The 20,300-nt window shown below is 70.0% G+C and carries 19 protein-coding genes; 6 read left to right on the top strand and 13 right to left on the bottom strand.

Annotated features, from left to right (window positions below):
- The first annotated feature begins 59 nt into the window (after nt 1–59).
- From AB0M87_RS31930 to AB0M87_RS31920, 3 genes are all read left to right on the top strand, one after another.
- Complete coding sequence (locus AB0M87_RS31930; protein ID WP_365859245.1) at nt 60–602, top strand: Clp protease N-terminal domain-containing protein; 543 nt, start codon at nt 60–62, stop codon at nt 600–602.
- Between the two features lie 32 nt (nt 603–634).
- A complete protein-coding gene (locus tag AB0M87_RS31925; RefSeq protein WP_365859207.1) occupies nt 635–1,615 on the top strand; it encodes an EamA family transporter in 981 nt (326 codons plus the stop codon).
- A gap of 162 nt (nt 1,616–1,777) precedes the next feature.
- Complete coding sequence (locus AB0M87_RS31920) at nt 1,778–2,779, top strand: EamA family transporter (protein WP_365859205.1); 1,002 nt, start codon at nt 1,778–1,780, stop codon at nt 2,777–2,779.
- On the opposite strand, the gene AB0M87_RS31915 is transcribed toward AB0M87_RS31920, so the two are convergent.
- Together AB0M87_RS31915 and AB0M87_RS31910 are read right to left on the bottom strand one after the other, a co-directional pair.
- A complete protein-coding gene (locus AB0M87_RS31915; protein ID WP_365859203.1) occupies nt 2,761–3,414 on the bottom strand; it encodes an FMN-binding negative transcriptional regulator in 654 nt (217 codons plus the stop codon). The two genes, AB0M87_RS31920 and AB0M87_RS31915, sit on opposite strands and share 19 nt — an antisense overlap.
- Before the next feature lie 20 nt (nt 3,415–3,434).
- The gene (locus tag AB0M87_RS31910; protein ID WP_365859201.1) at nt 3,435–4,112 is read right to left on the bottom strand and encodes a pyridoxamine 5'-phosphate oxidase family protein; all 678 of its coding nucleotides are present in this window, start codon (nt 4,110–4,112) and stop codon (nt 3,435–3,437) included.
- A 35-nt stretch (nt 4,113–4,147) separates the two neighbouring features.
- Between AB0M87_RS31910 and AB0M87_RS31905 the strand changes: the two genes are divergently transcribed.
- Complete coding sequence (locus tag AB0M87_RS31905; protein ID WP_365859199.1) at nt 4,148–5,479, top strand: aminotransferase class I/II-fold pyridoxal phosphate-dependent enzyme; 1,332 nt, start codon at nt 4,148–4,150, stop codon at nt 5,477–5,479.
- Here the strand turns inward: AB0M87_RS31905 and AB0M87_RS31900 are convergent.
- A complete protein-coding gene (locus tag AB0M87_RS31900) occupies nt 5,470–6,507 on the bottom strand; it encodes a DMT family transporter (RefSeq protein WP_365859197.1) in 1,038 nt (345 codons plus the stop codon). The two genes, AB0M87_RS31905 and AB0M87_RS31900, sit on opposite strands and share 10 nt — an antisense overlap.
- Nucleotides 6,508–6,582: 75 nt before the next feature.
- Between AB0M87_RS31900 and AB0M87_RS31895 the strand changes: the two genes are divergently transcribed.
- Complete coding sequence (locus AB0M87_RS31895; protein WP_365859195.1) at nt 6,583–7,509, top strand: LysR family transcriptional regulator; 927 nt, start codon at nt 6,583–6,585, stop codon at nt 7,507–7,509.
- Nucleotides 7,510–7,569: 60 nt separating this feature from the next.
- On the opposite strand, the gene AB0M87_RS31890 is transcribed toward AB0M87_RS31895, so the two are convergent.
- From AB0M87_RS31890 to AB0M87_RS31850, 9 genes are all read right to left on the bottom strand, one after another.
- On the bottom strand, nt 7,570–8,025 hold the full coding sequence (locus AB0M87_RS31890; protein ID WP_365859193.1) for a Rieske (2Fe-2S) protein: 456 nt from the start codon (nt 8,023–8,025) through the stop codon (nt 7,570–7,572).
- A gap of 74 nt (nt 8,026–8,099) precedes the next feature.
- Entirely contained in the window at nt 8,100–10,163 is a 2,064-nt protein-coding gene (locus tag AB0M87_RS31885) for a prolyl oligopeptidase family serine peptidase (RefSeq protein ID WP_365859191.1), read from the bottom strand.
- A gap of 245 nt (nt 10,164–10,408) precedes the next feature.
- Nucleotides 10,409–11,911 (bottom strand): glycoside hydrolase family 43 protein, encoded by a 1,503-nt coding sequence (locus AB0M87_RS31880; protein ID WP_365859189.1) that lies wholly within the window; start codon nt 11,909–11,911, stop codon nt 10,409–10,411.
- Nucleotides 11,912–12,335: 424 nt separating this feature from the next.
- Nucleotides 12,336–13,643 (bottom strand): PP2C family protein-serine/threonine phosphatase, encoded by a 1,308-nt coding sequence (locus AB0M87_RS31875; protein WP_365859187.1) that lies wholly within the window; start codon nt 13,641–13,643, stop codon nt 12,336–12,338.
- Complete coding sequence (locus tag AB0M87_RS31870; RefSeq protein WP_365859185.1) at nt 13,636–14,649, bottom strand: SpoIIE family protein phosphatase; 1,014 nt, start codon at nt 14,647–14,649, stop codon at nt 13,636–13,638. The genes AB0M87_RS31875 and AB0M87_RS31870 overlap by 8 nt, the downstream gene beginning before the upstream one ends.
- Nucleotides 14,646–15,080: an anti-sigma regulatory factor gene (locus AB0M87_RS31865; protein ID WP_365859243.1), complete on the bottom strand. Its 435-nt coding sequence runs from the start codon at nt 15,078–15,080 to the stop codon at nt 14,646–14,648. Before AB0M87_RS31865 ends, AB0M87_RS31870 begins: the two co-directional genes overlap by 4 nt.
- A 13-nt stretch (nt 15,081–15,093) precedes the next feature.
- Entirely contained in the window at nt 15,094–15,501 is a 408-nt protein-coding gene (locus tag AB0M87_RS31860; RefSeq protein ID WP_365859183.1) for an STAS domain-containing protein, read from the bottom strand.
- Entirely contained in the window at nt 15,498–16,343 is an 846-nt protein-coding gene (locus tag AB0M87_RS31855; protein ID WP_365859181.1) for an STAS domain-containing protein, read from the bottom strand. Before AB0M87_RS31855 ends, AB0M87_RS31860 begins: the two co-directional genes overlap by 4 nt.
- 560 nt (nt 16,344–16,903) lie before the next feature.
- Nucleotides 16,904–17,413 carry a MarR family transcriptional regulator gene (locus tag AB0M87_RS31850; protein ID WP_365859179.1) on the bottom strand — a complete coding sequence of 170 codons (510 nt, stop codon included), beginning with the start codon at nt 17,411–17,413 and terminating at the stop codon, nt 16,904–16,906.
- A gap of 571 nt (nt 17,414–17,984) precedes the next feature.
- On the opposite strand from AB0M87_RS31850, the gene AB0M87_RS31845 reads away from it, so the two are divergent.
- The gene (locus AB0M87_RS31845) at nt 17,985–18,407 is read left to right on the top strand and encodes a DUF6003 family protein (RefSeq protein ID WP_365859177.1); all 423 of its coding nucleotides are present in this window, start codon (nt 17,985–17,987) and stop codon (nt 18,405–18,407) included.
- A 112-nt stretch (nt 18,408–18,519) separates the two neighbouring features.
- On the opposite strand, the gene AB0M87_RS31840 is transcribed toward AB0M87_RS31845, so the two are convergent.
- On the bottom strand, nt 18,520–20,300 hold a 1,781-nt coding region (locus AB0M87_RS31840; protein ID WP_365859175.1), incomplete at its 5' end, for a thioester reductase domain-containing protein.

Here is a 20,300-nt window from a genome sequence, read left to right as displayed (position 1 = left end):
CCCCGCCGGGGATGTTCCCGCTACGAACGGCTGATGGGGTGGGACCCGTGCACAACCCCATGCGGCCGGACGGTGGTGCCGCCGCGCCCCGCCCCGGAATCGAAACCCGGCTGTCCGTACGACTGGCGACGGTCGTGGCAGGCGCACGCCGGCGTGCGCTGCGCGACGGTGACCGCCAGATCGACACCGCACATCTCCTGCACTCGGTGATCGAGACGGACCCCGACGTACGGACCGCCTTCACCGGGGAAGCGCAGGTGGCCAAGGTGCTGGGCTATCTCGTGCAGCGCAGCATCGGTTACGGGCTGCGCTGGCAGAGCTCGGTCGAGCAGTCCGGAGCGGTCCCCGTGGTGGCGGACCCCGGTACCCCTGGTTGGTCTCCTGCCGCCGTTGCCGCGATGGACGGCGCGCTGGCTCGGGCGGATACGCGGGGTGAGGGGCAGGCGAGCGGGCCCGACCTGCTTGCCGCGCTCGCGCAGGACGGAGACTGTCGTGCCGCCGAGGTGCTGAAGCGTGCGGGCATCGACCTGGAAGTCTTGTCGCGACGGCTCGACGAGGACGACGGTCAGGAGGACGGCTGTCAACAGGTGCATCAGAGGTGACGGTACTGTCCGGCAGCTGACATGATGGCCCGATGCAGGTGTCTCAGGGGAAGAGCGTCGGCCTGGGACTTGCCCTGGTGTCGGCCTTCGCGTTCGGTGGATCAGGTGTCGCGGCCAAGCCGCTGATCGAAGCCGGGCTCGACCCGCTGCACGTGGTGTGGCTGCGGGTGGCCGGGGCCGCTCTGGTCATGCTGCCGGTCGCCTGGCGGCACCGCGATCTCGTCCTGCGCAGGCCCGCTCTGCTCGTCGGATTCGGGCTCCTCGCGGTGGCCGGGGTCCAGGCGTGTTACTTCGCCGCACTCTCCCGTATCCCGGTGGGGGTCGCTCTGCTGGTGGAATACCTGGCGCCTGCTCTCGTCCTCGGCTGGGTCCGGTTCGTCCAGCGCAGGCCGGTGACCCGGGCGGCAGCCGTCGGCGTAGTGCTCGCCGTGGGGGGCCTCGCATGTGTTGTCGAGGTGTGGTCGGGGCTGAGTTTCGACGTCGTCGGGCTGCTGCTGGCGCTGGGCGCCGCCTGTTGCCAGGTCGGCTACTTCGTCCTGTCCGACCAGGGCAGCGACGGCGCGGACGCTGCCGATCCGCTAGGCGTCATCGCGTACGGGCTCCTCGTCGGCACGGCTGTCCTGACCGCCGTCGCCCGTCCCTGGCGGATGGACTGGTCGCTGCTGGCGGGCCGTGCGGACATGAACGGCACCCAGGTACCCGGCTGGCTGCTGCTCGGCTGGATCGTCCTCATCGCCACGGTCGTCGCCTATGTCTTCGGGGTGGTCTCGGTGCGCAAGCTCTCGCCGCAGGTGGCCGGGGTGGTCGCCTGCCTCGAGGCGGTCATCGCGACCGTGCTCGCCTGGGTGTTGCTCGGCGAACACCTCTCGGCCCCGCAGATCGCCGGGGGAGCCGTGGTACTGCTCGGCGCGTTCATCGCGCAGTCCTCGGCGCCGAAGTCCCCATCGGGCCCGGTGACCGGGGGAGCCGGCGGCGAGCCGGCCGAGTTGTCCCTCGGCAGGACCGCGTCCTAGGGTGACTCCCATGCATTCGACCGTACTGCCGCCTCCCGTCGCCTAGCGCGGGCGGCCGCATCCACTGACGAAGACCGGGCTCGGGATGTCCCGAGCGGTCCGTCGCTGCCCGCGCGCGGAGTTCAGCGACCACCATCCCCGCACTTCCACGTGGAGACGTACATGAATGCTTCGACGCCCGCGCACCGCGTCAGGTACGCGTCGAACGCCGGTGGCGGCCCGTCCGTCGGGCGAAGCCTCATCTATCTGGTCATCGCTGGCGCTGCCTGGGGCACGGCCGGGGCAGCCGCCTCGCTCCTCTACCGGGCCAGCGACCTCGGCCCGATGGCCCTCACCTTCTGGCGCTGCGCCGGCGGCCTCGTCCTGCTGCTCGCCGTACAGGCGACGCGTCGGCCGCGCGCCGGGGCACGTCCGCGGACGCGGCCCGCAGGACCACGCGGTCGCGCGGTGCTGCGGATCGCGGCCATGGGGCTCGCGTTCACGGTCTTCCAAGCCGCCTACTTCGCAGCGGTGCAGGACACCGGGCTGGCGGTGGGCACCGTCGTGACCCTCGGCGCCGGGCCCGTGCTCATCGCCGTCGGCGCCCGACAGATCCTCGGGGAGCGGTTGGGGGCCGCCGGGATCACCGCCGTCGCCGGGGCGCTCGGCGGACTTGTGGTGCTGGTGCTCGGCAGCGGCGGTGGCACGGTGCGCCCGGCCGGCGTTGGCTGGGCGCTGCTCTCAGCGGTCGGATACGCCGCCATGACCCTGCTGACACGGCGGTCCGGCCGGTCCGGCGGCGGTGACGCCCTGGTGACGACGGCCTGGTCGTTCGGTGTCGGCACCGTCTGTCTGCTGCCGTTCGCTCTCGCCGAAGGCCTGCTCCCGCATACCGCCGAACTCGCCAGGGTGATCGGTCTGCTGGCCTACGTGGCCGTGGTGCCCAGCGCCCTCGCCTACGGCCTGTACTTCGCGGGCGCCGCGATGGTCAGGTCCGCCACGGTTTCCGTGATCATGCTGCTGGAACCGGTCAGCGCGGCCGTCATCGCGGTCACGGTGCTGGGTGAGCGGCTCACCCTGGCCGTCGTGCTGGGCACGCTGTGCCTGCTCACCGCGGTCGCCGGCCTGGCGTACGGCGAGGCACGCGCGGCCGCCCTCGCGCGGCGTCAGCCGGTGCCGGCCTGACCGGAAGGAGCCCGGCGTCGCAGGTGGTGGGCGTGCGCGGCTTCGTCGCGTACGCCGCCGCGACCGGCCAGGCCGGCCGCGGTCCGGTCCTGCACATCGGCCGGTTTGTGGCTGCCGTACTTGAACTTCGCCCGCACCTCGGTCACTTCGAGGCGCAGCCCGCGGATCCCGGACAGCATCCGCCCGTACGGCTCCTCACCGACCGCGGCGGCGGCCGAACCGCCCTCCGGCTGGAAGTGCGACACCTGTCGGTTGAGCAGCTCCGCCTTCTGCTCGGGAGCATCGACGAGGTGCGCGGTGCAGTGCAGTTGGACGGCCGCGTAGAAACTCGTCGGCACGCCGTGTTCCGGCGGTGTGCCCACCGGCGCCTGCCAGGGGCCGGGGACGTGGACGTAGTCGTCGACGACGCTCAGCAGGACCCGCGGGTTCGCCTCGACGGCCGGCCAGACGGGGTTGGGCCGTGCGAGGTGGGTGAGGACTTCACCGCGCTCCGCGTCGTACACGAAGTGCAGCGGCTGGCTGTAAGGAGCCTGCCCGGCCAATCCGTTGACCACCAGTTGGCCGAAATCGTGCACGGCGAGCCACCGCTGCCACTCGGCGTCGTTCTGCGGTGCGTCCCAGGGATGGATCAGCATCGTGTGCGCTCAGAGCTCCCTCAGAATCCGGCGAGGTAGTCCGGCAGCGCGATGGCCGGGTCGAGGTCGTCCGCGGCGACCGGCGTGCCGTATCCGCGCACCAGCGGGACGACACCTGTCCAGTGCGGCAGCGCGGCATCCTCGGGCTCGTCGTTCGGGCCGCCGGTGCGGACCTTCGCCGAGACCTCGTCCAGGTCGAGGCGGAGCACGGCGGTCGCCGCGAGTTCCTTCTCGTTGGCGGGCCGGGAGTCGTAGGAACGGCCGGGCACGACATGGTCGACGAGCGAGTCGAGCGCCAGGGTCCGTTCGGCCGGCTCGGTGACCTGTCGCGCCGTGCCGTGGACCACCACGGAGCGGTAGTTGATCGAGTGATGGAAGGCGGAACGGGCGAGCACCAGACCGTCGACGTGGGTGACGGTCAGACAGACGGCGAGGCCGGGATCCTGCTCACCTGCCATCCGTAGCGGACGTGAACCCGTCGAGCCGTGGATGTACAGGCGTTCGCCGACCCGTCCGTACAGCGTCGGCAGCACGACCGGGGCGCCGTCCCTGACGAAGCCGAGATGGCAGACGTACCCCTCGTCGAGTATCGAGTGCACCAGCTTGCGGTCGTAGGCCGCGCGGGCACGCGAGCGGGTCGGCACGGTACGCACGGTGGGTTCGTAGGGTGCGGTCTCCGGCATTCCCGTATCAGGCATTGCGCTCTCCATTGCACTAGTGCATAATGTCTTTTGTGCTAGGAGAATATGGGATCGAAGGTCGCCGTGCAACGGACATCGCCGCGAGCGTGGAGCGCGCGATCGGCTCCGGCACGCTGGAGCCCGGTGAACTGTTGCCGCCCTTGCGGGAGTTGGCGAAGGAGCTCGGTGTCAATCCGAACACCGTGGCCGCCGCCTACCGGACGCTGCGGGACCGCGGGGTGATCGAGACCGCGGGGCGCAGAGGCAGCCGGGTGCGGGCGCGGCCCGCGAGTACCGCGCGCGAGGTCATCCGGCGCGATGTTCCGGCCGGCGTCCGGGACGTCGCGTCGGGGAATCCTGATCCGGCGCTGCTGCCGAAGCTCGGCCCCGCCTTCGCCGCAGCGGGGGCGAGGTACGACGAGCGGCCCGTGCTGTACGGCGAGGACACCGTCGATCCGGAGCTGGCGCTGTCCGCCCGGGCCTCCCTCGACGCCGCCGGGGTGCCGGCCGGCCCCGTCGCCGTGCTGTCGGGCTCACTCGACGGGATCGAGCGGGTGCTGGCCGCCCACCTGAGACCGGGCGACGCCGTCGCCGTGGAGGATCCGGGGTGGGGTTCACTGCTCGACCTGATCCCCGCCCTGGGGCTGCGCGCGGTGCCGGTCGCGCTCGACGACGAGGGGCCACTGCCGGAAGCGGTGGCACGGGCGCTCCAGGACGGGGCCCGCGCGCTGGTCATCACGGTCCGCGCGCAGAATCCGACGGGCGCCGCGGTGAGCGCGCCCCGTGCCCAGGCCCTGCGCGAGGTGTTGCGGGCGCGTCCCGATGTGCTGCTCATCGAGGACGACCACGGCCACGGCATCGTCGACCTCCCGCCACACCCGCTGGCCGTGGTCGCCGGCCACTGGGCGTTCATCCGGTCCACGTCCAAGGCGTACGGTCCCGATCTGCGGCTCGCGGTGCTGACCGGGGACGAGACCACCGTGGACCGGGTAAGGGGCCGCCAGCGGCTTGGCCCCGGATGGGTGAGCAGAGTGACCCAGCAGGCCGTGGTCCACCTCTGGGCCTCGGACGGGCCGGAACCGGCCGGTGTCGGCCGGTCATACGGGCAGCGCAGGGACGCACTGGTAGGGGCGCTGCGCGAGCGGGGCATCGAGGCCCACGGCCGCACCGGGATGAATGTCTGGGTGCCGGTACCCGACGAGACCGGAGCGGTCTCCCGGCTGCTGCACGCCGGATGGGCCGTCGCCCCCGGCGCGCGCTTCCGGACGGCCTCGCCCCCCGCTATCCGCGTGACCGTGTCGGCGCTGGCGCCGGATGACATCGGCCCGGCCGCCGATGCGATCGCATCGGCGGTGACACCCGCACCGGGCAGACGCTACGACTGACCCGCGGTGCCCCGCGGCCGGGGCCTCCTCGGCCGGCTCTGGGTGAGCGCCGCACCGGCGAGCACGACGACAGCGCCGACCGGAGTGTTCCAGCCGAGGTGCTCGTTCAGCAGGACCACACCCGCGGTAGTGGCGATCACCGGGATGAAGTAGGTGACCATCTGCGCGGTCGTCGGGCCCACCTCGGTCACCAGGCCGTACTGCAGCAGTACGGCAAGGCCGGTCCCCAGGGCGCCCAGAGCGGCCACCGCGAGCAGCGGCAGAACCGGGAACGACGTGGGCATGCTGGTGAACAGCGGGGTGATCAGGGCAAGTTCGAGGGTGGCGACGAAGAGCTGGGACCCGATGATGGAGACATTGGAGTGCCCGGTTCCGGCCAGCGTGCGGCGTACGTGGATCCAGCCGACCGGATAGCACAGCGAGGCGAGCAGGGCCATCGCCGTGCCTCGCAAGTCGAGTCCCGAGAAGCCCTGCCAGACACCGAGGACGGTCAGCACGCCGAGGAATCCGATGCCCAGTCCCGCGACCCGGCGCCGGGTGGGCCGGTCCTCGGAGAGCGCGACGAGGGACAGGGCCATGCCCCACAGCGGTGAGGTCGCGTTGCAGATCCCGGCGAGCGTCGAGGGGATGGTCTGCTCGGCGTAGGCGAAGAGCGAGAACGGCGCCGCGTTGAGCAACAGCGCCGCCACCGTCAGATGCCCCCAGGTGCGCGCCCCGCGTGGCAGGCGCTCCCGCTTGACGGCGATCGCCCCGGCGAGCACGGCGGTGCCGAAGAACAGCCGCCCGAAGGTGACCTGGAACGGTGCGTAGCCGTCGGTGCCGACCTTGATCAGCAGGAAGCTGAAGCCCCAGATGAGCGAGAGCGCCACGAAACGGGTGCGCCAGTTGAGCGCGCGTCGGAGCGTGGGGGTGGCGGCCGGCGCGGGAACCGGCCCGGACTTGGCGGTGGTCACAGGGCGAGCCGTGGACGTCGCGGGAGTCGTGGGAAGGCTTACGGGCGGTGTGGCGGGCGAGGGCGTGGTGCTCATGCGGACCACTCTGCGACGACCGTACCTCGTAGCACAAGCGAGATTGTGTGGAGCGGTTCGCTTAGTATTGCTTACATGTTGAACTTGGAGCGTCTGCGGACCCTCGATGCGGTGGCCCGGCACGGCTCGGTGAGCGGAGCCGCCGACGGTCTGCATGTGACCACATCTGCCGTCTCCCAGCAACTGGCCAAGCTGGAACGGGAGGCCGGTCAGCCGTTGCTCGCCAAGAACGGCCGCGGGGTGCGGCTCACCGACGCGGGACGGCTGCTCGCCGAACATGCCGCGCGGATCCTGTCCCAGGTGGCCGTCGCCCAGGCCGATCTGGAGGCCCAGCGGGGACGGGTCGTCGGCGACCTGCGGATCTCCGCCTTCCCCACCGCGGCCCGCGGCCTCTTCCCCGTCGCACTCGCCGCGCTCCGCGTCGGTCATCCTCAGCTCGCTGTCTGTTCCCAGGAGTTGGAGGGCGAGGACGGGGTGCGCGGCGTGGTGCGCGGCGATCTCGATCTGGCCGTGGTGCTCGACTGGTACAACAAGCCCCTGCCGATGCCCGAGGGAATGGCGAAGCGAGCGCTGCTCGACGACATCGCCGACATCGCGGTTCCGGCCGATCACCCGCTCGCCGGCTCCGCCGAGGTGGATCTGGAGGAATTCGCTCAGGACGAATGGATCACCTGGCCGGAGGGCGAGTTCTGCCGGGAATGGCTCATGTTCACCTTGGGCGGTAAGGGTTTCGAGCCCCGGATCTCGCATGTGGCGGGTGAACACCACACCCAGATGGCGCTGATCGCCGCGGGTCTCGGCGTCGGGGTGGCCCCCAGGTTGGGGCGAGGTCCGGTGCCCGACGGAGTACGGGTGGTCCCCGTCCGGGACGCGCTGCGGCGCCACGTGTACGCGATCTGGCGCGCCGACGCCGACCGCAGACCGTCGATCAGGGCCGCGGTGGATGCCCTGCTCACGGCCGGCGCCGGAGTCTCCCATCAGCCGGGCGTCCGGGGCGGCTGACCGGCTGACCGGCTGACCGAACCCCGGGAAGCCCCCTCTCCGCCCGGGCCGTTCAGCGACTCAGGCGAGCGTGATCGAGTCCCCGGTGACCTTGATCGCCACGGCCGGCAGCGGCTCGGTGGCCGGCGAGTGTTTCACGCTGCCGTCCGCCACGGCGAACTGGCTGCCGTGGCAGGGGCAGTGGATCGCGCCGTTCGCGATCGACGTCACGGCGCAGCCCTGGTGCGTGCACTTGGACGAGAACGCCTTGAACTGGCCCGCGGTCGGCTGGGTGACGACAACGCCCCGGTCCGCGAAGATTTTTCCGCCGCCCTCCGGAATGTCCGAGGTCTTCGCGAGAGCGGCGCCGCCGCCGGCCGCGGCCCCGCCGCCACCGGCCGGCTTCACCGCCTCGGAGGCACCCGCCTGGTCCGAACCTCCGCACGCGGTGAGCACGGCGGCGATCCCGGTCGCACCCACCGCCGCCACCACAGTCCTGCGGTCGAAAGCGTGCGAGGGTTCCTGTGCTGCGGTCATGCCGGTTTCCCTTCGACAGCCGGCCGTCGGACGGGCCGGTTCCCGCAGGGGTACGGGAAGCAGCGGCGGGTTGTTCACATGCCCAATGCCTTTTTGAGGAAATCGAGTTCCAGGAGCAGCAGATTGTCCGCCACTCCCTCCCGGGCGGCGACCGCGTGCCCCACCCCGGACAGCGGCAGCACGCGGTGCGGCCGACCGGCCGCGAGCAGCGCCGCGGAGAGCCGCAAGGTGTGTGCCGGGGCCACGTTGTCATCCGCCAGCCCGTGCACCAGCATCAGTGGCCGGCTGAGCCGATGTGCGTGCGGAAGCAGCGAGGAACGTTCATACCCCTCGGGCTGGACGTCCGGGTGGCCGAGGAAGCGTTCCTCCCAGTACGTGTCGTACAGCCGTCGGTCGGTGGGCGGGGCCCCGGCGACCGCCGCATGGAAGACGTCCGGCCGGTGCAGTACGGCGCCCGCAGCAAGGTAGCCGCTGAACGACCAACCCCGTACAGCCACCCGCCCGAGATCCAGGTCGTACCGCTCGGCGGCAGCGTGCAGTGCGTCGATCTGGTCATCCAGGACGGGGCCCAGCCGGTCGCCGATGATGGCTTGCTGCCAGGCGACACCCCGCCCCGGCGTGCCGCGGCCGTCGGTGGCCAGTACGGCAAAGCCCTGTTCGGCGAACCACGGGCACACGGCGGTGTACCACCTCCGGGCCCGGGTGACGACCTGCATCCCGGGTCCGGCGTACGGACTGAGCAGTACGGGCAGCCGACCGCTTGCCGGTGTCTGCGACGGGGTGTACCAGGACGGCAGATGGAGCCGGGAACACAGCGCGCGATCTCCGAGTACGAGATGGACCGGGGCGGCGGTGACCACCGGTTCCTCGGCGAGAACCCTGATCCGACCGATCGGCTCGCCGTCCCGTCGCACCGTCACCGTCCGGCTGTCCGCCGTGCTGCTGTCGATGACGATCGTGCGGCCGCCGGCGGCAGCGGTGTGGACGCCGGGTTCATCGGTCAGCCTGACGAAGCCGCTCTCCCGGTCGTACGACCAGACGTGAGTCTCCGTCGGCTCCTCACTGGCGGTGAAGAAGACCCGCTCACCGACCGCGCCCAGTACTTCCCGGACATGGAGTCCGTCCGGGCTGACCGTGTCGCCGACCCGTATACCCCGGGTATCCGCCCGGACCGAGGGGACGACCGCAACCCCGGCGTCCGAATGCAGCGGGAGGCCCGGCTGGAACTCCACCCACGCCGGATCTGCCAGACGGCACAACGGCTCCACATCGCCGGTGGCCGGGTCGACGGCCCATACGCAGGCCGTACGCTGATCGCGGGTCTGCAGGGTGACCACCGGGACCGGGCCCTGCCAGTCCGCGGCCACCAGGTACTCGAAGGCCGGAGCGTGCCACGCCCCCGTTGCTGCCTGCTCGGGATGCGCGCCGCGCGGGAGGCGTACCGGAGTTCGCGCTCCCTCGACGGTGACGATGAGCAGCGACGTCTCGGCGTTCGGGGTGCCGGCGGCCGGATAGGGGAACGACCGGGGTGGCAGACCGGGGTGGGCCGGATCCGTGATGTACCGACGTCGCACCATCGAGGTGTCGACCCGGGCGACGAGCAGCGCGTCGCTGTCCGGAGACCACCAGAAGCCGCGTGATCTGCCGATGGATGCGCTCGCCGCGTAATCGGGCAGACCGTAGGTCACCGCCGGTTCCTCCGCGGCGGCGAGCAGCCGGTCGCCCGTCCCGTCGGCCCGTACCACCCGCAGGGCGCCATCGGTGACGTAGGCGATCAGTGCCCCGTCCGGGGAGAGCCGCGGCGCGGTGACCGGGCCGGCCGCCGGGATCCGCCGGGGCGGCTCGCCGCCGTCGGTTGCCACGGTCCACAGCGCGCCGTCCATGGCGTAGACGGCCAGCCGCGCGGCCCGGTCGGTCGCGTAGCCGTGCGCCACCCCCGCCGAGGAGGGCGGCGGGTCGACGAGCAACCGCTCCTGTCCGTTCTCGTGCAGCCAGAGCAGCTCGCGCGGTTCGTTGCCGGAAGCGGAGCGTACGAACAGCACCCGCTCGCCGTCCGGTGAGACGGTGAACTGCTGGGGGACGCCGAGAGCGAAGCGGCGGGTCCTGGCGAACTGGCGGGGAAATTCGGTGAGGTCCATCGGTCTCCATGATCGCGGTGTGGCGGTGGCGTAGCGCCGAACCGGGCACAGGCCGGGCGCACAGACACCGGCCCCGATCAACACCTGACCGTCCGGACGGCCGCCCCCGGCTCACCCGCACACGACGGGCTGTCGTCGCCTCCTGGGCAGCCGACCAGAACCGGCCGGCCCCAGCCGCTTCCCCCTCAACTGATCCGTCGGCCGCCCCGGATGGAGCGGCCGTTCTTCGGTGTTCCAGCCGGGGCTCAGCGATCGAGTGGCTCGTAGTCGAACCAGTCGAAGTGAACGGAGCCGGCTGAGGCGAACATGCCGATGACCCGGCCAGTGAAGCCACCGGCAACCTCGGTGGACAGGTAACGGCCGTCGAGCGCCGTGAGTTCGGTGAAGGTGCCGTCCGGTTCCTCGATGCCGATGGAGACGGTGTCCGGGCCGGTTCGGGCATCGTCCACGGTGCGTACGGCTTCCATCTCGATGCGGAGCACCACGGGGTCGGCCGGCACCCGCCGGGACGCCACGACTGTGTTCAGCGGGCCGATGCGGGCGGTTACGCGTATTTCCCCGGACACTGCCTCGATGTCGTAGTGGTGCTGCTCATCGAGGCGGACGGCCAGGCCGCCGCGTCCGTCCGCCGGATCGATGAGAGCGCGTGCCCGGCAGGACAGATGTTGCTGGCGCCGACCGACGAACGTGACATCGCCGTCGTCGAGTGATGCGCCAAGGGCGTGCAGGGTCAGCCAGCCGGGCCGTTCCTTGGTGGTGCATTTCTCGGCGGAGCGGTGCCGCAGCGAGATCCAGGGAGGTGCCAACTCAGCCATGTCGAAGTCGTCCTTGTCCGACGGGACGGCATGGGGCTGGAGCGGCCACGGGGGTGCGGGCATGACGGTTGAAAGCTCGCCGACGACCGGCCAGCCGTCCACCCAGTCGACCGGCACAAGGAAAGTTTCCCGGCCGAGTACGTGCCAACCAGGGCTGCCGCCGCCCGGTCGCACGCCGAGCAGTACCATCCACCACGAATCGTCGGGAGCTTGTACCAGATCTGCGTGGCCGGTGTTCTGGATGGGGAGGTCGGTGCCGCGGTGGGTCAGGACCGGGTTGTCCGGGCACGGCTCGAACGGGCCGGCCGGTGTCCGGCCACGGGCGATCGAGACGCCGTGACACCGTTCGGTGCCGCCCTCGGCAATGAGCAGGTACCAGTAGTCGCCGATGTGGTACAGGTGCGGAGCTTCCGGGGCTTTGGCGTCCGGGCTGCCGGACCAGAGCCGACGCGGCGGACCGAACGTCTCCCCGGTGTGGGGGTCTATGCGGATCTGCTCGACTCCGGCACAGGTGCACCAGCAGGCGCCGTCGTCGTCCCAGGCGAGATCCGGATCGATGCCCTTGACCCCGGACAGCTGGACAGGATCGGACCACGGACCGGCCGGGTCGGTGGCCGTCACCAGAAGGTTGCCGCCGTCGCTCACATTCGTGACGATCAGCCAGAACCGGCCGCCGTGGTGGCGCAGCGTGGGCGCGTAGATGCCGCCGGACGACGGTGTGCCGAGGGGCAGGCGCAATTGGCTCGGCCGGTCCAACACGTTGCCGATCTGGATCCAGTGCACCAGGTCCCGGCTGTGGAAGATGGGCACGCCGGGGAAGTATTCAAAACTCGAGCAGGCGAGGTAGTAATCCGCGCCCGCCCGGCAGATGCTCGGGTCGGGATAAAAGCCGGGAATCACTGGGTTGTTGATGGTGTTGCGCGGCTCGGGCATGTTCGACACCCTCATCGAGTCCTTTCGCTGGTTCGGTCACACGGTGGCATTGGGCTGACAGCCCGGGTGCCCCCTGATTCAGCGGGCGGGGTGCAGCCGGCGGTACGACGTCGATCGATCCTCCCCTCCGACGGCGCGGTGTCCGGCGCCTCAATCGTCAGAGTTTGTCAGGTGCACCGAACGAGGGACAAAGAATCAATTTTCCCGGTCCGCGCTTCACCACTGCCGCGGCACGCGGGACAGGGTGGACGTGCGGCCCCTTCGCTCACACCCGGGCGCCGGGCTGCTGGGGGGTTTCCGGCACCGCACGGCGGCCGACTGCACATCAATCGACGAACGGCAGTACGGATGGGGGCGCCACCTGCGCTCCGCTCTGTCACCGCTCGGTGTAACGGACGCTGACTCCCTCCTTCGTCCAGCAGCGCTACGGCGTACGGTTCGCGGCGCACTGCTTCGGTGAGCTGCCCGCCTCCCTGGACGCGTCCGCCGTGATGCGGGCAGTGAGGGCCAGGGTGTCGTCGGGGTGGAGTATGACGTTGAGCATGTCGTCTGCGATAGCTCCAGGGATCTCCGCTATCGGCTTGTCGATATGTCGCCCGGCGGAGGTGCGGAGGCGGGCTTCGCCTTCCAGCGGGTCCCGGCGGCTCTCGGTGAGACCGTCGGTGTACAGGAGGAGCAAGTCGCCCGGGTTCAGGCGGGCGTGGTGCAGCCCGTCGCTCCCGGGCAGGGGGTAACCGATGCCTCGGCCGCGTGCTTCGAGGTACTCGCAGGTGTGGTCGGTGCGTACGAGCAGGGCCGGCGGGTGGCTTCCGTTGGCCAGGTGCAGCTCGCCTGTCGAGGGGTTGATCCGTGCGAGGAGCACCGTGGCCATGAGCTCGCGGTCCAGAGGCATGAGGATCTCGTTGGTGCGGGCGACGATCGATTGCAGCGGGTGGCCCTCCAGGGCGAGTGTGCGTACGGCGTGGGTGACGTTGAGGGCGCTGCGGGTGCTGGTGATGCCGTGTCCGAGGGCGTCGACAACGGTGATGTGGACCGTGCCGTCGGGCAGGGCGAACCAGTCGTAGAGGTCTCCGCCGGTGGGCGCGCCGGTGTCGGCGGGTTCATAGTGCACGGCGAGTTCCAGGCCGCTGACCTTGATCGGTTGCGGGCGCAGGGCGTCTTCGAGCTCCTGGAGGATCCGGCCGTGGGCTTTGCGGATTTGCTCGTCGCGTTCCTCGAGCTGGACGTACAGGGCGAGAACCCCGCTGTTGGTTTCGGCGAGTTCGTGTTTGAGGCGTCGGTGTTCGGCCTCGAACGAATCTGCCCGGGCGAGCGCGGCTCGTAGCTCTTCTTCCATGGCGTCGGCGTCCGTCATGGCTGCCGGCAGGTGGCCCGCCCGGTCGAGGCAGGTGGCGGGTGCGCCGGCAGGTTGCGCTGGGTCAGTCAGGGGGATGTGCCAGGCGGCGGTGTCGTGGGACGCGGCCTGTGCGGGCAGCGGCAGGTCCGGGAGCGACAGGGCGGCGGGGGATCCGGAGCAGCGCAGGGTGACGGCGAGGGAGGTCGTCACCTCTTGCGGGCCGTCTTCGTAGGAGGTGCTGAGGGTGACGCCCCGTCCGGCCTCCATGTGGTGGCCGGCGAGAAGGCTGACGGACAGCACCAGGCGTGCCCTGAGTTCGGCGGACAGGTGGTGTGCTGCGGCGAGTTGTCGCACGGCGCGGCGCAGCGGCGGCAGCTCCTTGTAGGTGTCAGACATACGGATTTCCGGGGGCTTTGGCGACGAGGACGCCGGCGTCGTCACGGGTGCGCCGGTAGCTGTGTGCCAGGGCCAGGGCCTGCAGGCTGGGCGGAAGACCCAGCAGGAAGCGGGAGGGTGAGTGTGTCCAGCGCTCGTCGATGCCGTCGGAATGCAGAACGGTCGTGGCACCCGTTTCCAGGGCGATTATGTGCGTCCGGGGGGCAGGCATGGTCAGCCCGACGACGCCGGGCTGGCCGGTGAGGCGGTGGTGGGCGCTGTGGCGGGAGAGAACTGCGGCGCGGATATTGCCGATGCCACAGAATTCGGCCTGCTCCGGGTGCAGCCGCACCATGCCGACGGCCGCGCCACGTGTGCGGCGTAGAGCACGGTGCATGGTGGTGAGGATGTCTGTCAGCGGGTGGTCGGGCGCCCGGTGAAAGACGCGCAGGGCTGTTTGCGCGGCCTCGGCCGCCCGGGGGCCGTGTCCGAGTCCGTCGACGACGATGACGGTGCGGGCGCCCCCGGTGTCGGCGGCGGCGCAGGCATCACCGCAGTCCTGTTCGGTTTCGACGGGCAGGCACAGGGAGCCGATGTCCTGGCTCGGCTGTGGGGTGCTGGGTGTGGTGAGCCGGGCGCACGCCCAGGTGCCGGTGTCGAGTTGGGTGCGGATGGTGAAATCCGTCGCGATGCGGTCGACTGCTCCCAGTCCCGCTCCTAGCGTGGCCGTGGTCGTATAGCCGTCCGTGAGCGCCCGGCGCAGATCGGGCATGCCGGGGCCGTGGTCGGCAGCGAGGATTTCCAGGCCGCCGCCGCGCAGGATGGGCTGGAGGTAAAGACTGCCGTCGCTGGCGTGTTTGTCGAGGTTACTGGCCAGTTCCGAGGCAAGGACCGCGGCCTGCTCCGGCATGGCCCCGGGCATGGCGCACTGTTGAGCGAGGGTGCGAGCTGCAGCAGCCGCGAGGTGAACGGCACTGTGGTGATCGATGCGGATCTGGACCGTCGATACCGTGGACGTCGGTGTCACGGAACCGTCCATCGCGTGGCTGTCACCGTGGTTCCCTTGCCTGGTGCGCTGTGGACGTCGAACTCGTGCATGAGACGGCGTGCACCTCCCAGGCCGTGACCGAGCCCTGCTCCCGTCGTGTAACCGTCGGTGAGGGCGCTCTCGACGTCCGCGATACCGGGGCCTTCATCGCTGATGGTCAGCCGTAGTCCTCGGCCGCGGGAGCCGTGAAGGTGCTCGACGGTGAGGGTGCCGCCACCCCCGTGGATGTAGGCGTTGCGGGCCAGCTCGCTGGCAGCGGTGACCACTCGGGTCTGATCCACGATGCCGAAGCCGGCGGCGAGGGTGGCAGCGCGCACGGCATGGCGGGTCGTCACCAGATCCTCTTCCGTGCGTACCGGGAAGGTGGACGACTCGCACGTATCGCCCTCAGCGGGCCGGCGAGCTGCCAGGGTTCTGGTGTTCTCAGCGGAGAGCGTCACGGGGTGCCTCTTCGGGGAGCTGCAAATTCTGCTTCCATCCCAGGGAGGCCATGCCCTGTTCGGCGTTCAGGGCGGTTTCCACCCCGGCCAGTTGCAGGCCCAGCTCGACAAGGGTGATCGCTACCGGAGGTCGCATGCCCGCCACGATGACCCGTGCGCCCAGCAGCCGCGCCATGGTCGTCAGTTCCATCAGCATGCGGGCGACAAAGGAGTCGATGAGTTCGAGCCGGGAGATGTCGATGAGGACGCCCTGGGCTTCGTCTGCGGCAATGCGTTCGGTCAGTTCGTCCGCGAACGCCGTGGCGGCTTTGTCGTCGAGTTCGTTGAGAAGCCCGGTCACCAGCACGCTCCCCAATCGCAGGATCGGCACACCTGCCATCGGAGTACTCATCGGGTCACCGCGGCTTCGCTCTGCGGTGAGCCGTTCCCGGTGATCTTGATCGCCTCGGACAGGGCGTCGGCGAGGGTGGCCTTGGTGATGATGGTGGAAAGGTCGATCCCGAGCTGTGCGATGGTCATGGCGATGGGGGGCCGGAGGCCGCTGATGACGCAGTCCGCGCCCATGAGGCGCACCGCGTTGACGGTCTGCATCAGATGCTGAGCAACTGCGGTATCCACGGTGGGGACCGCGGTGATGTCGATGATGGCGACGAGCGCCTCGTGGTCCTGGATCGCCTGCAGCAGATTCTCCATGACCACTTGTGTACGGGTGGTGTCCAGGGTCCCGATCAGTGGGACGGCGAGCACGTGATGCCACAGGCGCACCACCGGGGTGGACAGTTCGAGCAACTGCCGGCTCTGGCGGCGGATGATCTCTTCCCGGCCTTCGACGTACGTCTCGAACGACAGCGCGCCCGCGGCATCCAGGACGCGGTTGACCAGCAGAGCGATCGCGTACAGTTCCGCGCTCTTCTCCACCGAGTCCTGCACGGACTCCAGCAGCGCCTCTTTGAGCGCCAGGACTGCCAGCGATGTGGCCGTGGGGGAGGAGCCACCACGGGCCCTGCGCAGCGAGAACTCCGTCACCGCCTGCTTCAACTCGGGGTGCGCGGTGACGACACGCCCCACGGGCAGCGTGCTGTCCAGGCTGGAAGCGAGCGCGGTCACCAACGCGTCCGCTTCTTCCCGCAGCTCCGCCTCACTGACGCTTTCGCCCATTTCGCTCTGCTGCAACTGCAGCTGAACCCAGCGGTCGGCAACCGTGTCACCCAGGTCATGCAACGCGCTGCTCACACGCTCCCGTATCACGGTCTCGCTGATACCCACTCGGACGCCTTTCACTTACGGGCCCTGCCCGCGGGCCGGATCCGCCGGGACCAGACGTGCTGGAACAGTTCCCACTGAGCCCGGAAAATTGTTGTCGTTCGGAAAATGCTAGCGAGTCCTGTCAACTCAGTGAAACTGGGCCAGTCGGCGGGGTGCCCGCCGTCGGGCGGAACGACCCCGAACGAACAGGAACACGGCCGGGTGAGGGCGAGCTCCGGAGCTGCTGTTCGCTCTGATCAGCAGTGGACTAGCGTGTACCCCCCGAATCGAAAGCTATCCCACAGGCGGCCCGCCGGGCCGGGCGACAACGGCAGGGCTCCCGCGTGTGAGCGGGCACTCGCCGGGTAAGCGGGACGGATGCGCTCAGTTTCGGCGATCCAGGTCGGAGATCAGGCGCCACGACACTTTCCATTCCGCCGGTATTAATCAGATGGGCGCCGTATCGGGAGAGAGCTGCCGCCTGATGTACGCCACCCTTCGCGGGTGCCGCGGAGTGCGAACAGTGAGTCGGCGGAAGCCCCGGCAGGTCAGGCCGACTGTGCGGTGCCCGGCTGATCCATCCGGGGCTGGGTCAGCCCCGTCTCGTCGTCGACGGCCTTCCTGAAGCCCGCGAGGCCATCGAGCAGTGCCCCGCGTGCGCCCGGCTCCATCTTGGCTACCGTGGCCAGGAGTGCCTCCTCACGGTGAGCGCGCAGGCTGTAAAGATGCGAACGGCCGCGACTGGTGAGCTTCAGCTCCACCTCTCGGCGATTGAGTGGGTTCGATCCGCGCCGTATGAACCCGACCGCCTGCAGGCGGTCGCAGAGACGGCTCGCCGAGGAGGGGGTCGCACCCAGCACCTCGCTCAGCGTGCGGAGATTGATTCCCTCACCGCGATCCAGGACGTACATGACCCGCAGTTGCGAGGAAGACACGGGGGCTGTGGGCGCTGCGTCCCGTCCGTGTTCCAGCAAGACGTCAAGCAGTTCGATCACTTCGCGTGCCACCTCAGCCGCATCCTGGAACCGCGGGGGGGAATCAGCGGGATGAACGGCCATGCGGTGACGCTCCCAATCAGACTTGTCAGCTCCATGACCCGGACGCGTCCAGCCCGGGACACGTCATTCGAGAAAGCAGTCGCGTACGGTGGACAGATTTCGGCTGCAGAGCGCCCCCTGCGTACTGCAGCCCCCATGAGCTCCTCGATGCGGTACGCCACGCCTTTGAAGCACTACGCGGCCACCGCTGGGGACCTGCTCATGGCTGACTACGCCACGACGATACTCCAACCGGTCTCTGCTCTCCCTTACCCTGCGGAACCGGTCTCTGTCCACAACAGCGCACCTGGCCGAGCCTTCGGCGCTCACGAGCCGTACATGCGATCGAGTGACTGACCGCCGAGCGTCCGCCTGCCCGCCCACCACGTGGCCACGCTCACCCATGAGAGTGCCGCCGGCTCCATCACCGTCAGCCCGGCGAACGGGTGGCGGGGCGGGCTGTCTCAGTCCTGGACCGAAGCAGCCTGCTCTGTCCTGGGCGCCACGACGGTTGCACGCAGGCGTGGTTGTTGCGCACGGGGCGCTAGCATCAGTGCGCCGCTTATGTCCGATCGAAAAGGCGATTCCGCGCATGGCCGACGACGCTTATCTGTTCCTCCTCCCGGACCGGCAACCACGGCTGGGCGCGGCCCTTGCCGCCGTCGGCGTGGTGGAGTGCGCGGAAACACCGGCCGTGCACGGCTGGCTGCAGGCCCACGACGTCTCCGTCACCTCCGAGCAGGTACGGATCCTCCCCGCCGATGCGGAAGCGCTCATCCCTGAGGAGGCGGAGCGCCTGCCGGTGCCGCTGAGCGAGGAAGAGGCGTGGCGGGTGCAGAAGGAGTGCGCGCCCCAGTCCGTTACGGACATGGAAGGCGAATTGCTGGAGTTCCGGGAGACAACCCAGGACTGGGAGGCCCTCGTCCACCGGGCACTCACCGCGGGGATTGCCGCGCCACGCATCGCCCGGTTGACCGGCCTGGATCCCCAGGTCATCGGCCGCCTGATCGTGTGACCTCGTCGGACACCTTGCCTGGACAACGGCACGTTGCACCTATGAGGGCCTTGGCAGGCGCGGGTTCCGGATGATGCTCCTCCTAAGGGCTGTCCATCCCGGCGTTCAGGACTCACCGGCCGATGACGTCGCCTGGAGTCGGCAGGAATCCAGTGCGGATGAAGTAGGTCAGGTAGACCCGCAGGGTCTCATCGGTCAGCGCAGGAGCGTGAACTCCCGCCGCAGCCGTTGCTCGGCTCGTGAACGAGGAATCGAGTGTGCGGGGAAACCGTTGTGGCTCGGCCTGGGGCTCGACGGCCGGCTTCTGCGGACCGTGCCCGCCGAGGAGAAGCTGCGCGGCGTTTTCGGGCTGAGTCGTAATCCGTTTGCGCCACTGCTCAGGTGGCAGGGGCTGCATCACGTAGCCCAGAGCGCCCGCCGCACGGAAGACCTGCGAGAGCCGCGGGGCCTCCGGGTTGGTGAGGTGGAAGGTGGTCCTACCCGTGTCCGACGCGTCCTGTTGCGTCCGATGGCCGGCGAGCGCGACGACGGATGCGCTGACGTAGTCCACCGGCACCCAACCGGTCGACTCGTCGGAGCCCTCCGGGAATGCTTGTGCCTGGAGGCATCCTTTGATGAATTGCCAGAGCAGATCCCGGTCTTGGCAGGCGCCGGTATGCGAGTCCCCCGAAATCCGCGCCGGCCGGTAGACGGTCACCGGGATTCCCCGGCGTCGCGCTATCTCCACGAGGCCTTCGGCCACGCATTTGCTTTGGGAGTATCCGTCCGGGAGATCCCGCACCGGACCCACCGGGGTCGTTTCGGTGATGCTCGTCGGTCCGGTCACCCACGGAGCGTAGACGCCGGTTGTCGAGACGTAGTGCATGCCGCTCGGCTCCGACTCGGCCACGATACGCAGCAGTTCCTCGGTTCCCCCGACGTTGGCACCGCGCAGTTCGGTATAGGGGGCGGCGAAGTTGACACGAGCACCATTGTGGTAGACCTGTCCGACCCTGCGCCGGAGCGACGTGCGCTCAGCGTCCGTCAGCCCCAGACCCGGTGCCGACAGGTCGCCCGGCAGCGGCCGGATCAGATCACCGTAGTGCTCCTTCCACAGCCCGTACCGTTCCAGATTGGCACGCAGCCGACGTGCGCCATCGGTCTCGTCAGCGGCACGGACCAGGCAGTCCACCGGTCCTCCCGTCGACTCGAGCAGGTCGCGCAGCAGGAACGCCCCGAGGAACCCCGAGCCACCGGTCAGCAGCGGCCGGCGCTCCACCGCCGGGGCAGCGGGGCGGGCATGGACGGGCGCACCGCCTGTCCGCGTGATGTCCGGAGCCAGCCGTATATCGTTCTGCGGATCGCTGCTCGATGCGGCACGGTGTCCCTCACGGTCGCTGCTCGGCCCGTCCAGCAAGCGTTGCAGGCCGTTGACCGTCGGTGCGGCGAAGATGTCCCGCAGCGACAGGCGCACGCCGACCCGCTCCTCGATGCGCTGAGCCAGTTTCACCGCGAGCAGTGAGTGCCCGCCGAGGGCGAAGAAGTCGTCATCGAGGTGGACGCCCGGGACACCGAGGGTGTCCGCGAACACCGCGCACAGGATTTTCTCGCGCTCGGTGCGCGGGGCGCGCCCGGTGGTACGGCCGGTGGGCAGGCCGGGTGAGGGCAGGGCCGGTCGGTCGACCTTGCCGTTCGGGGTGACCGGCAGCGCGTCGAGGGTGACGAAGGCCGAAGGCACCATGTGCTCCGGCAACTCCTGGGCGAGGGCCCGATGCAAGTCGGCCGCCGTGGCTTGCGGGTGACCGTCGGCCGCTACTGTGTAGGCCACGAGCCGTTTGTCGCCGGGTTGGTCTTCGCGGAGGGTGGCGCAGGCGGCGGTGACGCCGGGCAGGGCGGTGAGGGCGGCTTCGATCT

Source organism: Streptomyces sp. NPDC051320, from assembly GCF_040682175.1.
Classification (GTDB): domain Bacteria; phylum Actinomycetota; class Actinomycetes; order Streptomycetales; family Streptomycetaceae; genus Streptomyces.
Note: the sequence above shows the minus strand (reverse complement) of the source record. Positions and strands in the feature narration are given on the sequence as shown.

Bases quoted from the DNA above. Each gene is read 5' to 3' on its own strand.
- AB0M87_RS31930 (WP_365859245.1), top strand. From the start codon at position 60: ATGCGGCCGGACGGTGGTGCCGCCGCGCCCCGCCCCGGAATCGAAACC.
- AB0M87_RS31925 (WP_365859207.1), top strand. From the start codon at position 635: ATGCAGGTGTCTCAGGGGAAGAGCGTCGGCCTGGGACTTGCCCTGGTG.
- AB0M87_RS31920 (WP_365859205.1), top strand. From the start codon at position 1,778: ATGAATGCTTCGACGCCCGCGCACCGCGTCAGGTACGCGTCGAACGCC.
- AB0M87_RS31915 (WP_365859203.1), bottom strand. From the start codon at position 3,414: ATGCTGATCCATCCCTGGGACGCACCGCAGAACGACGCCGAGTGGCAG.
- AB0M87_RS31910 (WP_365859201.1), bottom strand. From the start codon at position 4,112: ATGCCTGATACGGGAATGCCGGAGACCGCACCCTACGAACCCACCGTG.
- AB0M87_RS31900 (WP_365859197.1), bottom strand. From the start codon at position 6,507: ATGAGCACCACGCCCTCGCCCGCCACACCGCCCGTAAGCCTTCCCACG.
- AB0M87_RS31895 (WP_365859195.1), top strand. From the start codon at position 6,583: ATGTTGAACTTGGAGCGTCTGCGGACCCTCGATGCGGTGGCCCGGCAC.
- AB0M87_RS31890 (WP_365859193.1), bottom strand. From the start codon at position 8,025: ATGACCGCAGCACAGGAACCCTCGCACGCTTTCGACCGCAGGACTGTG.
- AB0M87_RS31885 (WP_365859191.1), bottom strand. From the start codon at position 10,163: ATGGACCTCACCGAATTTCCCCGCCAGTTCGCCAGGACCCGCCGCTTC.
- AB0M87_RS31880 (WP_365859189.1), bottom strand. From the start codon at position 11,911: ATGCCCGAGCCGCGCAACACCATCAACAACCCAGTGATTCCCGGCTTT.
- AB0M87_RS31875 (WP_365859187.1), bottom strand. From the start codon at position 13,643: ATGTCTGACACCTACAAGGAGCTGCCGCCGCTGCGCCGCGCCGTGCGA.
- AB0M87_RS31860 (WP_365859183.1), bottom strand. From the start codon at position 15,501: ATGAGTACTCCGATGGCAGGTGTGCCGATCCTGCGATTGGGGAGCGTG.
- AB0M87_RS31850 (WP_365859179.1), bottom strand. From the start codon at position 17,413: ATGGCCGTTCATCCCGCTGATTCCCCCCCGCGGTTCCAGGATGCGGCT.
- AB0M87_RS31845 (WP_365859177.1), top strand. From the start codon at position 17,985: ATGGCCGACGACGCTTATCTGTTCCTCCTCCCGGACCGGCAACCACGG.